Genomic DNA, 13,374 nt, shown 5'->3' with positions numbered 1-13,374 from the left:
GTCAAGGCGATAACAGGTCGCCCTGTCGATAGGCCCTGACACCCGCGACATGGGCAATCGTCATACCCGCCGTCGCCATCCGCCGTAACGAGCGCACATACAACATCCCCCCATGAGCACAGACCACCGGTGTCGAGCGGTCGGTGATCGGATCAATGATCTCGGCGACCCGTTGCCCCTCCTGTAGGGCGTCGCCAACCCTGGCGCAAAACACGATCAGCCCAGGCGCCAGACTCACTATCGGCTCCACCCCCGCCAGTGGTGTGGGTGGGTTAAGCAGAGGGGGCAGTTGCGGTACCAAGCCCTCAATGGCCCCTATATAGGTCAGGTAATCAATCAGCGCCTGGCTGTCCCGGCGCGCCAGCCCGTGATCCACATCGGCCACACCGCGCAACTCCACGGTTACCGCGAAGCCCGGCGGCTGAATACGTCCGGCAAAGCGCGCCTGCATCTGCCTCCAGAACAGTGTGAAACACTCGTCGAACGATTGCCCCCCCGCCTCGTGCGCCATGAAACAGGCTTCGGCACCCAGGTAGCGCGCCAGAGGCTCGACTTGTGGCCAGAAGTCCGGCGCCAGGTACAGGTGCTGCACCGCTTCGAAGTCGCAATGCAGGTCCAGCACCATATCCGCGTCACAGGCGAGGGTTTGCAAGGTCAGGCGCAGGGATTGCAGTTGCGTCGTGGGGACCTGACGGGCCAGGACGGCTTTCAGGCTTGCGCGGATCAGATGCAGGTTGCGGACAGGGTCATCGGTCAGTTTCGCGCCCACTTCATCGCCCACCTGCTGACTGAGGTCGAGGAAAAACCGATTGAAGTTCTCCCGGCTTTCGTTATCGAAGCGCCCCTGGGGCACGTCCATCAACACCTGCTCCAAACCCAACGGGTTGGCGACGGGTACCAACACAATGTGTCGACGCAGCGCGCCCGATGCCTCAAGGGCGGCCAGCCGTTGCTTGAGATGCCAGAGCACCAACATGCCCGGCAACTCATCGGCGTGCAGGGAAGATTGGATATAGATTTTTCCGCAGGACGCCGGCGGTCCGTAATGAAAGCTGTAAATCTGCCGGGACATGCCCGGCACCGCCGCCAACAGTTCATGTCGTTCTATTTGCATATCGACCTCCTATCGGCCGGGTCCCAAAAAGCTCAACCAGCGCCGCTCCGCCAGGCGGAACAGCCCCACCAGGGCAAACGTGGTCAACAGGTAAAGGAGCGCGGCAATGGCAAAGGACTCAAACGTAAGGAACGTCGTGGAACTCGCATCCCGCGCCACTTTCAGAAGGTCCGCAACCGTGGCCGTAAAGGCCAGCGTCGTAGAATGCAGCATGAAAATCACTTCATTGCTGTAGTAGGGCAATGAACGACGCACCACGGCGGGCATGACCAGGTAAACGTAGAGCTTCCAGCCGTCAAACCCCAGGGCTCGAGCGGCCTCGACTTCGCCACGGGGCATGGCGCGAATGGCCCCGGCGAATATTTCGGTGGTGTAGGCACAGGTATTGAGGGCAAAGGCCAGTACGGTGCAATTGAGCGCGTCGCGAAAAAAAGCATCCAGTAATGGCTGTTCGCGTACTGCAGCAATACTGTAAATGCCGGTGTAACAGATCAATAACTGGATATAGAGCGGCGAACCACGAAACAGGTACGTGAAGCATTGCACCGGCCAGCGCAGCCGCCGCCGGCATGCAACCCGGGCAATGGACAAGGGCAGCGCCGCGATGAATCCCAGGCATAGCGACAGGCTGGTCAACCACAAGGTCATCGCCAGCCCAGTGAGCTGTTCGCCGTCGGAGTAGAGAAAGGGTCGCCAGTACTCCTGGATCAGCTCGATCATAGCCGGATCTCGCTGCTGTAACGGCGCTCAAGCCAACGCAACAGCGCGTTGGACACACTGCTCAGCAAGAGATAGATCAGCGCCGCAAACAGCAGAAAACCCAAGAGCTGATGACTGCCCTTGCCCGCCATTTGCGCCACCTTCACCAGATCGGCCAAGCCAATGATCGATACCAGCGCCGTGGCCTTGAGCAAGACCATCCAGTTATTCCCAAGGCCTGGCAAAGCGAACCGCATCATCTGCGGGAACACCACATACACAAAGCCCTGCCAGGGAGTCAGGCCCAATGCCTTGGCAGCATTCGCTTGCCCACCGGGCACCGCCAGCAAGGCCCCACGGAACGTCTCGGTAAAGTAAGCCCCATAGACAAACCCCAGGGTAATAACCCCCGCGCTAAACGGGTCGATTTCTATGTAGGCCCATTCCAAGGCGTTTGTCAGGCGACTCAGCCCGGTTTGTAGACCATAGAAAATCAGCAGCATCAGCAGTAAATCCGGCACCCCTCGGATAAGCGTGGTGTAAAGCTGGGCCGAGAAGCGCCAGCCCCACACTCTGGACAGTTTCGCGCACGCCCCGATCAAGCCAAAGACCAGCCCCAGCAGCAGGGATAACAACGCCAGCTTGAGTGTGAGCCAGATGCCTTGCAGTAACAGGGGGCCATAGCCCAGCAGGCTCGTCATGAAGTGCGCGGCGACCGGCAATAATGGTTCAAACATAAGTGCCCGCTCCTTACTTGATAAAGAGCGGTCAATTGCCGCTGAACATGTCCATGCCGTCGAAGTACTGGTCTTGCAGGCGGGCATAGGTGCCATCCGTGTGCAGCGCCGCCAACCCCTGGTCCAGCATGCCTTTCAAGGCGGCGTTGCCCTTGGCGAGACCGATGGCACTTTTTGCTGGCATCAATTCGCTTTCAATCACAGGACCAAGGACAAAACCGGCACCACGGGGCGAGCGTAAAAATCCGCTGCGGGCTTGCTGTGCGTCTTGTAGCGAAGCCTGCAAACGCCCCGTTATCAGATCGGCATAGACTTGCTCCTGGTCGGGATAGGCCACCACCTTCATGCCCGCCTTGGCCAGCACTTGCTTGGCATAGACCTCCTGGATGGAGCCTTGCAAATAGCCGACAGATTGACCGCTGGGCGCCTCCAGGCGGGTACCTTGCCTGTACACCATGGCAGTCGGGCTGGAGAACACTTCGGAGGTGAAATCAATCACCTTCAGGCGTGCGGCAGTAATGCTCATCGAGGCCAGTATGGCGTCGATCTTCCCGGCCTTGAGGCTTGGGATCATAGCGTCGTAGTCAATCTCGACCCACTGGCAACGGACATCCAGGTGTGCACAGATAGCGTTGCCGATATCAACTTCAAAACCGACCAGTTGACCGGTGTTGTCTTTATAGGCAAAGGGCGCGTAGTTGGGGTCAACGCCAAAGCGAATAACTTCGTAGTTTTTGGCAAGTACCGAACCATTGAATAAAAAAATAATAGACAGCGATAACATCAGGACTATTTTTTTCATTGTTTTATTCCTCGTTATTTGTAGAACAACAGAACGCTACATAACCTCCAGACATGTAATTTCTCGACGCATGAATAATGAGCCGGCAGGGGCGTCAAATTCTCGCGCCTGGCGATGACCGCCATACACCGCCGCCGCTATGGTCCCCGGCGCCAGGCAGTCACCTATCGGGAGCAGAGTCTGGATACCGGCTTCTCGCAACTCTTCGTCAGGCCGGTCGAGCGCCCGGAACAAAGCCTGCTCGGGCTCGCGGGACGTCACCAGTAACAGCGAGGCCACAGCAATCACACGAGGCCGACCGGTATAGACACAGCTGGCAATCACACCATCAGACGTCACCGTCATCAGCGAGTGGGAAGCGATGATGGTGACATCCAGTTCTAGCAGGCGACGCTGGATGCGATGTTGTTCAAGGGTGTTATGGGTCCAGGCCGCAACATCCGCTGCCGGGGTGACGAAGACAACCTCCACGCCCTGGGCCACCAACCGCTCGGCCAGCACGCTGCCCATGTAGTAATGATCGTCGTCGAACAACAGCACTGGCGAAGAGGCAAGCGCACCGCCCATCACATCATCCGGGGTCAGGATCGGCAGGCTTTCCAGTCCGGGCAAGGCCTGACGCAGCGCCCTGCCCAGGCCATCACGACGCCAGCGAGCGCCGGTCGCAATAAAAACGTGCGCGGCGGCGAAGTCCAGTACGTCTTGAGCCTCCAGGGGGCTTTGACGATAGATCTGCACCCTGTCCATGCGGCTCAGGGCATCCAGCCGATAGTCGATCACCCGCGACCAACTCGACAACCCGGGCAATTTTGACTCAAGCGCCACACGCCCGCCCAGGGTCCGCGAGCTCTCCACCAAGGCGACCTCCATGCCGCGCGCGCCCAGCACACGCGCACATTCAAGCCCGGCGGGCCCTGCACCGACCACCAGGGCGCGGCTTGAGCTGCGTGCAGGGCTCACCGACTCGGGGTGCCAGCCCCGCCGCCATTCTTCGCCCATGGTCGGGTTCTGTGTGCATCGCAAGGGCGTACTGGTGTGGTCGCCACTGACGCAGACATTGCAGCCAATGCATTCGCGGATCTCATCCATCCGCCCTTCTTCAATCTTCTTGGGCAGGAACGGGTCGGCAATCGACGGGCGGGCAGCACCGATCAGGTCCAGCACGCCACGTCTGACCAGGGAAACCATGGTATCCGGCGAGGTAAAACGCCCCACACCCACCAGCGGTTTGCTGGTCAACGCCTTCAGCCCGGATAAAAAGGTCTCTTGATAACCTTCGCTGGCAAAACGCGAGGTCATGCTGTCGTTCGACCAGTCGGCCACATTGATATCCCACAGGTCTGGCAAGTCAGCCAGCATGGTGAAGATTTCGGCCCCCTCCCCTTCGTGGGACAGGCCAGCGGCGATCTGCTCATCCACCGCCAACCGCACAGCGACCGCACACCGGTCGCCCACCGCGTCCCGAGTGTCTTCAATCAACTCGCGCAACAAGCGCACGCGATTCTCCAACACCCCTCCGTACTCATCGGTACGACGGTTGTTGCGCGGTGTCAGAAAATGAAACGGCAAGCCCAGATCGTGGCCGGCGTACACATAGACGATATCGAAACCCGCCGAGCGCGCCCGTAAGGCGGCCGCCCGATGCATCTGGCGCAGTTGCCTGATATCCGCAAGACTCATGGCCCGCGCCTGGACCGGGTCATACCCTCGCACTGGAGTGTCAGAGGGGGCCCACGGCACTTCGCGGCTGTAGCGATTCGGCGCGGAGTAGCCATTGAACGCCAGTTCAACGCCTGCCAGTGAACCGTGCTGGTGGACCGCCTCACACATGCGCGCCAGCGCCGGTATATCTCGCTCGTCCCACAACCGTGCTTCTATATAAGGAGAAAACTCGCTGTATGGGCTGATCTCGCACTCCTCCGTACAAACTACGCCCCATCCTCCCTGGGCCTTGATGCCACGCATACTCGCCATGGCGGAGGGGTGCACATGCCCCATACCGTTGCAATGAGGCACTTGATAAAAGCGGTTACGGGTGCGAACCGGTCCTATTTGAACTGATTCAAAAAGAATGTCATACCGAGGATCGCGCACAGGGCTACTCCCGAACGAATAAGTCCGTTGATAAAGGCTCAAAGAGCTATATAAAAATCAGTCGTGCGTTAACAGTCGAATTGCAACGCAGGTTCAACTTTGTACATAACCTACAAATGTTTGATGCAACTGTGCGATTGAACGCAAATACTCTTCCATCTCTGGACCGAGCTTTTTCGACATATCGTTAATCAACAAATGGGTCAGGGACAACATGGTCGACGTCGAGTCCCATAGCAGCTCAAGCTCCGTGGACACCCGGAATACCTCGTCGGCATTTTGCTCGGCCCACTCGCAAAAGTTATCGGTAATCAGCGTGACGGGAATATTGCGGCTGCGAGCCTCGCGACATAACAGCAGTGATTGGCGCGAATAACGTCGCGCTTCATAGACAATCAGCATCGAACCGGCCGGGGAAGCGAGCAATACCTCGCCGAAATGACCGGAGGCGCCATCCAGCAGATGCACGCCACGGCGCAGATACTGCAGCATATGAGCCATGGAACAGGCGGTACCGCGCTCAGTCCCGAAACCGGCGACAAAAATCTGCGGTGTTTGCGCAAGCCTGCTGGTCACTGCCTGCCAGGGAACGGTACGGGTGTATTCATAAACCCGCACCAGGGCCGCGATTTCCAACTCCAGGCTGCGGGCCAACGAACGCTGGCTATCAGAACCCTCCTGCTGGAAAGCGCGCAGCCGGTCGCCGATCAACCAGGGGCTATCGCCCAAGTCATCCTTGAGTTCGTTCTTGAGGTCTTTGAAATGCTTGTAGCCCACGGCGCGACAGAAGCGGCCAACGGTGGACTCACTGATGGCAAGCTTCTGCGCCACCATCGCCGAGTTCTCGAAGGGCAGATCCCTCAAGTTCGACAAAATATAAGCCGCCAGCGCGCGATAGGAAGGCGATCTGGATGACAGCTGCTGTTGGAGGCGTGTTTTTATAGGTGTGTTCATGGCGTCCTCTGCGCATGAGCACAAACTGATATTTTTCTATCACTCAGTCAATACGTGACAGATAACTATCAGAACAATCCTACAAATCAGGGTCTGGAGCCCAGCGTTCTACTTTTCCGGCATCGGCATCGGAAACGGCATGACATTGCTCACACCCCGCGCCTCGCTGATCTTGGGCGTGCCCAGGCGCTCGACTTCGTCGATGCGCACAATCGAATGCATCGGCACAAAACTGCGCACCACGCCTTCGAACTGGGCCTTGAGCTTTTCCTCGCCCGGATCGACGACCAGCTGCGTGCGCTCGCCAAAGACGAACTCTTCCACTTCCAGGAAGCCCCACAGATCACTTTGATAGATCTGTTTGGCGTACATTTCGAACACCTGGCCCTGGTTAAGGAAAATCACCTTGTAGATTGGAGCTTCACGTTTGGTCATGGGGGGCGGGCAGCACATCGGCGGATATAAATGAGGGCGCGAACTATAGCATGGCACCCGATGCACAGTGCTAGGAACCAATGGGCATGCCCCCTATAATGCGCGGTTCTTTACCACCAGTTGACGATTCCCATGGCCAAGAAGCTTTACATCGAAACCCACGGTTGCCAGATGAACGAGTACGACAGCTCGCGCATGGTCGATCTGCTGGGTGAACATCAGGCCCTGGAAGTCACGGCTCGCGCCGAAGATGCCGACGTGATCCTGCTCAATACCTGCTCGATCCGCGAACGGGCCCAGGACCGGGTCTACTCGCAGCTGGGCCGCTGGCGTGAACTGAAACTGGCCAACCCGGACATGGTGATCGCCGTCGGTGGTTGCGTGGCCAGCCAGGAAGGCGCGGCCATTCGCGACCGCGCACCCTATGTCGACGTGGTCTTCGGCCCGCAGACCCTGCACCGCCTGCCGGAAATGATCGACGCTGCGCGTATCACCAAGTTGCCGCAGGTGGACGTCTCGTTTCCGGAAATCGAAAAGTTCGACCACCTGCCCGAGCCACGCATCGACGGCCCGAGCGCCTATGTGTCAGTGATGGAAGGTTGCAGCAAGTACTGCACCTTCTGCGTGGTGCCTTATACCCGGGGCGAAGAAGTCAGCCGACCGTTCGACGATGTGCTGGCGGAAATCATCCACCTGGCCGAAAACGGCGTGCGTGAAGTGACCCTGCTGGGGCAGAACGTCAACGGCTATCGCGGCCAGACCCACGATGGGCGCCTGGCGGACCTGGCCGAGCTGATTCGCGTGGTCGCGGCGGTAGACGGTATCGAGCGGATTCGCTACACCACCTCGCACCCGCTGGAGTTCTCCGACAGCCTGATCCAGGCCCACGCCGAAGTGCCGGAGCTGGTCAAGCACCTGCATTTGCCGGTGCAATCGGGCTCGGACCGCATCCTCTCGGCGATGAAGCGCAACCACACGGCCCTGGAGTACAAGTCCAAGCTGCGCAAACTGCGCGCCGCCGTGCCGGGCATCTGCATCAGTTCGGACTTTATCGTTGGTTTCCCTGGCGAGACCGAGAAGGACTTCCAGCAGACCATGAAGCTGATTGAAGACGTCGGTTTCGACTTCTCCTACTCCTTCGTCTACAGCCAGCGCCCCGGCACACCGGCTGCCGACCTGGTCGACGAAACCCCGGAGGAGCTGAAAAAGGAGCGCCTCAACGCCTTGCAGCATCTCCTCAACCAGCAAGGTTTCGAGATCAGCCGACAAATGGTCGGCTCGACCCAGCGCATCCTGGTCACCGATTACTCGAAGAAAGACCCGGGCGAGTTGCAGGGACGTACCGAGAACAATCGGATCGTCAATTTCCGTTGCGACAACCCGACGCTGATCGGCCAGTTCGCCGACGTGCACATCGACGCGGCGCAACCGCACTCGCTGCGCGGCTCACTGATCCAGTAACCCATCAATACTCCTGACTGGTGGAGATCAAAATGTGGGAGCGGGCTTGCTCGCGAAGGCAGTGGATCAGTGACAGATGCATTGACTGACACACCGCCTTCGCGAGCAAGCCCGCCCCCACATGGGAACCGCGCAGCATTCCGATAACTTAAGTGCTTTCGCACACCGGCGGCTGGCGTTATCCTCTATTTCACCTAAACAGCCAAAGGGCGGCTAAAAGCAACCTTGAACGCACCCATAGCAGAACCCCATCGTTTCCTCCTCGAGCCGTTTGAGGCTCGTCGTTTCGCCAATCTGTGCGGACAGTTCGACGAGCACCTGCGCCTGATCGAACAACGCCTGAGCATCGAGATCCGCAACCGCGGCAATCAATTCGAGCTGATTGGCGAACCCCAGCACACCACGTCTGCAGAAAACCTGCTGCGTCGCCTCTACCGCGAAACCAAGGGTAGCGAGCTGTCGCCGGAAACCGTGCACCTGTACCTGCAGGAATCCGCCGTGGAAGACCTGGCCAACAACCCGGTGGCCGAAGCCAGCGTGGCGCTGCGTACCAAAAAAGGCATGATTCGCCCGCGCGGCTTGAATCAGCAGCGCTATGTCAAAGAAATCCTCGGCAACGACATCAACTTCGGCATCGGCCCGGCCGGTACCGGCAAGACCTACCTGGCCGTGGCCTGTGCGGTAGACGCCCTGGAGCGCGAACAGGTGCGACGCATCCTGTTGGTGCGCCCGGCGGTGGAAGCTGGCGAGAAACTGGGCTTTCTGCCCGGCGACCTGGCCCAGAAGATCGACCCGTACCTGCGCCCACTGTACGACGCACTGTATGAAATGCTCGGCTTCGAATACGTGGCCAAGCTGATCGAGCGCCAGGTGATCGAGATCGCCCCGCTGGCCTATATGCGCGGTCGCACGTTGAACAACAGCTTCATCATCCTCGACGAAAGCCAGAACACCACGGTCGAGCAGATGAAGATGTTCCTGACCCGTATCGGTTTCGGCTCCACCGCCGTGATCACTGGCGATATCACCCAGGTCGACCTGCCCAAGGGCACCAAGTCGGGCCTGGGCCAGGTGATCGAGGTGCTCAAGGACGTGCCGGGGATCAGCTTTACCCACTTCATGCCCAAGGATGTGGTGCGTCACCCGCTGGTGCAGCGCATTGTCGAGGCCTACGAGCGCTTCGAACACCGCGACGACGGGCTGTCGAAGGACAACCGCCGCGATGCTTGAGCTTGATCTGCAACTGGCCACTGAAGCGCCAGCCCCCAGCGAAGAACAGTTCCGCCAATGGTGCACACTGGCCCTGCGCCAGCGCAGCGCCGACTCGGAACTGACCATCCGTCTGGTGGACGAACCTGAAGGCCGCGAGCTGAATCACACCTGGCGCCAGAAAGACTACGCGACCAATGTGCTGTCGTTCCCCGCCGATGTGCCGGATGAACTGCTGGATATCCCGCTGCTGGGTGACCTGGTGATCTGCGTCGCGGTGGTGGAGCGCGAGGCAAAGGAACAAGGCAAGGCCCTGGAGGCCCACTGGGCCCACTTGGTCATGCACGGCTGCTTGCATCTGTTGGGTTACGACCATATAGATGATGAAGAAGCCGAAGAAATGGAAGCACTGGAACGAACGTTGCTTGCAGAGTTGGGTCATCCTGACCCCTATGCAGACGACGAACACTAATCGACACTCAACTGAAACAATCAAGGATTTAGAGTAATCGCTATGAGCGAAGACCGATCGAGCAACGGGCAAAAGTCATGGCTGGGTAAACTGACCCAGGCTTTTGCCCACGAGCCGAAAAACCGCCAGGAGCTGCTGGAGCTGCTGCGCGAGGCCCATCAGAACAAGTTGCTGGACAGCGAAGCGCTGGCCATCGTCGAAGGCGCCATCCAGGTGGCTGACCTGCAGGTTCGGGACATCATGGTCCCGCGCTCGCAGATGATCAGCATCAAGGCGACCCAGACCCCACGGGAATTCCTCCCGGCCGTGATCGACTCGGCGCACTCGCGCTACCCGGTGATCGGCGAAAGCCATGACGACGTCATGGGTGTCCTGCTGGCCAAGGACCTGCTGCCGCTGATCCTCAAGGAGAACGGCGACAGCTTCAACATCAAGGACCTGCTGCGTCCTGCGACCTTCGTGCCTGAATCCAAGCGCCTGAATGTGCTGCTGCGCGAGTTCCGCGCCAACCACAATCACATGGCCATCGTCATTGACGAATACGGCGGTGTCGCCGGCCTGGTGACCATCGAAGACGTGCTGGAACAGATCGTCGGCGATATCGAAGACGAACACGACGTTGAAGAAGACAGCTACATCAAGCCGCTGCCCAGCGGTGACTTCCTGGTCAAGGCGCTGACGCCGATCGAGAACTTCAACGAGTTCTTCGACAGCGAATTCTCCGACGATGAGTTCGACACTGTCGGTGGCCTGGTGATGAGTGCGTTTGGTCACTTGCCCAAGCGTAACGAAACCACCGAGATCGGCGCCTATCGCTTCCGCATCCTGAATGCCGATAGCCGTCGCATCCACCTGATCCGCCTGACACCTATTGCCCGCTAAGGACTGATATGCGCCGTCTCACCGCACCCGGCTGGTCCGGTAACCTGCTGGCCGTGGTGGCCGGTGCTATCACCACCCTGGCGCTGGCGCCGTTCGATATATGGCCGCTGGCGCTGGTGGCGGTCGGGGTGTTCTATGCCGGGATGCGCCAACTGACACCCCGCCAGGCCTTCGGGCGTGGCTGGTGTTTCGGCTTTGGCCTGTTTGGCGCGGGCACCAGTTGGATCTACTACAGCATCCATCACTTTGGCGGCGCGTCGGTGTTGCTGGCCGGGCTGTTGATGCTCGCGTTCACCGCCGCGATTGCGCTGTTCTTTGCCCTGCCCGCCTGGCTCTGGGCGCGCTGGCTGCGCCGTAACGAAGCGCCGCTGGCCGATGCCCTGGCGTTTGCCGCGCTATGGGTGGGCCAGGAAGCGTTTCGCGGCTGGTTCCTCACCGGTTTCCCTTGGTTGTACTCCGGTTACAGTCAACTCGACGGCCCGCTGGCCGGGCTCGCGCCGCTGGGCGGGGTGTGGCTGATTTCGTTTGCCCTGGCCTTGAGCGCGGCACTGCTCGTCAACCTGCCGCGTTTGCTGGCAGCCAGGCGCAACGCGTTTATCGGCGCAGGCCTGGTGCTGCTGGTTGCGCCCTGGGCCATTGGCCTGGGGCTCAAGCACTACGCCTGGACCAGCCCCGCCGGTGAACCGCTGACCGTCGCGGCGATCCAGGGCAATGTCGAGCAGAGCATGAAGTGGGACCCGGCCCAGCTCAACGCGCAACTGGCGCTGTACCGCGACATGAGTTTTGCCTCCAAGCGCGTGGACCTGCTGATCTGGCCGGAAACCGCCGTGCCGGTGCTCAAGGAGTCCGTCGAGGGCTACCTGGGGATGATGGGCAAATTCGCTGCCGACCGGAACGCGGCGATGATCACCGGCGTGCCGATCCGCCAGGAAGTACGCCATGAGAAGCGCTACTTCAATGGCATCACCGTGGTCGGTCAAGGCGATGGCACCTATTTGAAGCAGAAGCTGGTGCCCTTTGGCGAGTACGTACCGCTGCAGGATGTATTGCGCGGGCTGATCGCGTTCTTCGACCTGCCGATGTCGGACTTCGCCCGCGGGCCTGAGGACCAGGCCATGCTGCAAGCCAAGGGTTATCAGATCGCGCCGTATATCTGCTACGAAGTGGTCTATCCGGAGTTCGCCGCCGGCCTCGCCGCCCGCAGCGACTTACTGCTGACCATCAGCAATGACACCTGGTTCGGCACCTCCATCGGCCCCTTGCAGCACCTGCAAATGGCCCAGATGCGCGCCCTGGAAGCCGGCCGCTGGATGATCCGTGCCACCAACAACGGCGTGACCGGCCTGATCAACCCATTCGGGCAGATTACCGAGCAGATCCCACAGTTCGAGCGCGGCATTCTCTATGGCGAGGTCGTACCGATGCACAACCTGACGCCGTACCTGCAATGGCGTTCGTGGCCGCTGATCATCCTGTGCCTGGGGCTGTTTGGCTGGGCACTGCTGGCCGGGCGCATGGCCAAGACCGTCTGACAGACACCCAAGCCCCAATGTGGCAGCGGGCTTTTTGTGGGAGCGGGCTTGCCCGCGATGGAGGTGTATCAGTCAGCATTTTTAGTGACTGACCCACCGCCATCGCGGGCAAGCCCGCTCCCACGCAAGCCCCACATGTTGATTTGCGGCGTTAACGATAGAACAGGCGGTAACCTACCTGCCCCACCGCCTCATTGATCAACTGCCCGCTCTGCCAGATCGACTTGAATTCCGGCATCCAGCCGCCCAGTGGCCGGGCATTGTCCACCCCCAGGAAGCCGACCGGCGCCGGCACCACGGTAAAGCCGGCCTTCTCGAAGCTCCACACCGAACGCGGCATATGCCAGGCCTGGGTCACGACTACCACGCGCTTGACGCCCTGGGGCAACAGGATCTCGGCACTCATCTGCGCATTTTCCCAGGTGGTGCGGCTGCGCTCTTCCTTCCAGCGTACGGCCACGCCAAAGTCTTGTTGCATCGACACCGCCATCAACTGCGCCTCGCTGGGCGGCGTGCCGTAGTGCAGGCCGCCGCTGGTCAGTACCGGCAGCCCGGACGCCTTGGCCAATCGCGCCGCGTAGCGCTGGCGCTCCAGGCCGATACCGGTCGGCTGATCGGCGCCCCACGCCGGATCACCGCGCTCGCGGCCCGAGCCCAGCACCACAATGGCATCGGCCCGTTCTGCCAGGCTGGCCCAGTCTTCCACGGCCAATGGCGGCTCGGTTTCCAAGGCGCGTGCGCCCCACTCCACCATCACCGGCAAGCTGATCAGCCACATCCCGCCAAACCCGAGGGCAAAGCACACGCCGGCCAAACGTGGACGGGTGCGGCGAAACCACCAGGCAAGGGCCAGCAGCAGCAAGAGAATGCCGGGCGGCAGCAATAATTGTTTGATGAAATAACGAATAGGCATCGAGCATCTCCAAAGATGCCCGAAGCCTAAGGTGTAACGGGGTTTAGCGACAATCTTTACCAGCGGTGGA

13 protein-coding genes are annotated in these 13,374 nt (G+C 60.1%); 5 read left to right on the top strand and 8 right to left on the bottom strand.

The genetic code is table 11. The features are described 5' to 3' along the window. Position 1 precedes the first annotated feature (1 nt). From JFT44_RS00560 to JFT44_RS00530, 7 genes are all read right to left on the bottom strand, one after another. Positions 2–1,114: a succinylglutamate desuccinylase/aspartoacylase family protein gene (locus JFT44_RS00560; protein ID WP_198817854.1), complete on the bottom strand. Its 1,113-nt coding sequence runs from the start codon at positions 1,112–1,114 to the stop codon at positions 2–4. Positions 1,115–1,123: 9 nt separating this feature from the next. Next, complete coding sequence (locus JFT44_RS00555; protein ID WP_057960686.1) at positions 1,124–1,834, bottom strand: ABC transporter permease; 711 nt, start codon at positions 1,832–1,834, stop codon at positions 1,124–1,126. Next, entirely contained in the window at positions 1,831–2,550 is a 720-nt protein-coding gene (locus JFT44_RS00550) for an ABC transporter permease subunit (protein ID WP_198830278.1), read from the bottom strand. The genes JFT44_RS00555 and JFT44_RS00550 overlap by 4 nt, the downstream gene beginning before the upstream one ends. Before the next feature lie 31 nt (positions 2,551–2,581). After that, a complete protein-coding gene (locus JFT44_RS00545) occupies positions 2,582–3,352 on the bottom strand; it encodes a transporter substrate-binding domain-containing protein (protein WP_057960688.1) in 771 nt (256 codons plus the stop codon). A gap of 36 nt (positions 3,353–3,388) precedes the next feature. Continuing rightward, positions 3,389–5,446: an FAD-dependent oxidoreductase gene (locus JFT44_RS00540; protein ID WP_198830277.1), complete on the bottom strand. Its 2,058-nt coding sequence runs from the start codon at positions 5,444–5,446 to the stop codon at positions 3,389–3,391. 93 nt (positions 5,447–5,539) lie between these two features. Further along, entirely contained in the window at positions 5,540–6,400 is an 861-nt protein-coding gene (locus JFT44_RS00535) for a MurR/RpiR family transcriptional regulator (RefSeq protein WP_120734194.1), read from the bottom strand. A gap of 108 nt (positions 6,401–6,508) precedes the next feature. After that, on the bottom strand, positions 6,509–6,835 hold the full coding sequence (locus JFT44_RS00530; RefSeq protein ID WP_003236992.1) for a DUF1820 family protein: 327 nt from the start codon (positions 6,833–6,835) through the stop codon (positions 6,509–6,511). Between the two features lie 132 nt (positions 6,836–6,967). Between JFT44_RS00530 and miaB the strand changes: the two genes are divergently transcribed. The 5 genes from miaB to lnt all read left to right on the top strand — a co-directional run bounded on the left by miaB (position 6,968) and on the right by lnt (position 12,391). Then, positions 6,968–8,296 (top strand): tRNA (N6-isopentenyl adenosine(37)-C2)-methylthiotransferase MiaB, encoded by a 1,329-nt coding sequence (miaB, locus tag JFT44_RS00525; protein WP_198830276.1) that lies wholly within the window; start codon positions 6,968–6,970, stop codon positions 8,294–8,296. A 225-nt stretch (positions 8,297–8,521) separates the two neighbouring features. Then, positions 8,522–9,526 carry a PhoH family protein gene (locus tag JFT44_RS00520; protein WP_029292238.1) on the top strand — a complete coding sequence of 335 codons (1,005 nt, stop codon included), beginning with the start codon at positions 8,522–8,524 and terminating at the stop codon, positions 9,524–9,526. Next, positions 9,519–9,977 (top strand): rRNA maturation RNase YbeY, encoded by a 459-nt coding sequence (gene ybeY / locus JFT44_RS00515; RefSeq protein WP_057960691.1) that lies wholly within the window; start codon positions 9,519–9,521, stop codon positions 9,975–9,977. Before JFT44_RS00520 ends, ybeY begins: the two co-directional genes overlap by 8 nt. A 42-nt stretch (positions 9,978–10,019) precedes the next feature. Continuing rightward, positions 10,020–10,859 carry an HlyC/CorC family transporter gene (locus tag JFT44_RS00510; RefSeq protein WP_005791724.1) on the top strand — a complete coding sequence of 280 codons (840 nt, stop codon included), beginning with the start codon at positions 10,020–10,022 and terminating at the stop codon, positions 10,857–10,859. A gap of 8 nt (positions 10,860–10,867) precedes the next feature. Then, positions 10,868–12,391: an apolipoprotein N-acyltransferase gene (gene lnt / locus JFT44_RS00505; RefSeq protein WP_198830275.1), complete on the top strand. Its 1,524-nt coding sequence runs from the start codon at positions 10,868–10,870 to the stop codon at positions 12,389–12,391. Positions 12,392–12,542: 151 nt separating this feature from the next. Here lnt and JFT44_RS00500 read toward each other — a convergent pair whose 3' ends face one another. Further along, positions 12,543–13,304: a YdcF family protein gene (locus JFT44_RS00500; RefSeq protein ID WP_057439012.1), complete on the bottom strand. Its 762-nt coding sequence runs from the start codon at positions 13,302–13,304 to the stop codon at positions 12,543–12,545. Positions 13,305–13,374: the final 70 nt, after the last annotated feature.

The organism is Pseudomonas sp. MF5691 (assembly GCF_016405645.1).
Classification (GTDB): domain Bacteria; phylum Pseudomonadota; class Gammaproteobacteria; order Pseudomonadales; family Pseudomonadaceae; genus Aquipseudomonas; species Aquipseudomonas shahriarae.
This window is presented reverse-complemented; position numbering and strand designations above follow the sequence as displayed.

Bases quoted from the DNA above. Each gene is read 5' to 3' on its own strand.
- JFT44_RS00500 (WP_057439012.1), bottom strand. From the start codon at position 13,304: ATGCCTATTCGTTATTTCATCAAACAATTATTGCTGCCGCCCGGCATT.
- ybeY (WP_057960691.1), top strand. From the start codon at position 9,519: ATGCTTGAGCTTGATCTGCAACTGGCCACTGAAGCGCCAGCCCCCAGC.
- miaB (WP_198830276.1), top strand. From the start codon at position 6,968: ATGGCCAAGAAGCTTTACATCGAAACCCACGGTTGCCAGATGAACGAG.
- JFT44_RS00560 (WP_198817854.1), bottom strand. From the start codon at position 1,114: ATGCAAATAGAACGACATGAACTGTTGGCGGCGGTGCCGGGCATGTCC.
- JFT44_RS00530 (WP_003236992.1), bottom strand. From the start codon at position 6,835: ATGACCAAACGTGAAGCTCCAATCTACAAGGTGATTTTCCTTAACCAG.
- JFT44_RS00535 (WP_120734194.1), bottom strand. From the start codon at position 6,400: ATGAACACACCTATAAAAACACGCCTCCAACAGCAGCTGTCATCCAGA.
- JFT44_RS00510 (WP_005791724.1), top strand. From the start codon at position 10,020: ATGAGCGAAGACCGATCGAGCAACGGGCAAAAGTCATGGCTGGGTAAA.
- JFT44_RS00550 (WP_198830278.1), bottom strand. From the start codon at position 2,550: ATGTTTGAACCATTATTGCCGGTCGCCGCGCACTTCATGACGAGCCTG.
- JFT44_RS00545 (WP_057960688.1), bottom strand. From the start codon at position 3,352: ATGAAAAAAATAGTCCTGATGTTATCGCTGTCTATTATTTTTTTATTC.
- lnt (WP_198830275.1), top strand. From the start codon at position 10,868: ATGCGCCGTCTCACCGCACCCGGCTGGTCCGGTAACCTGCTGGCCGTG.
- JFT44_RS00555 (WP_057960686.1), bottom strand. From the start codon at position 1,834: ATGATCGAGCTGATCCAGGAGTACTGGCGACCCTTTCTCTACTCCGAC.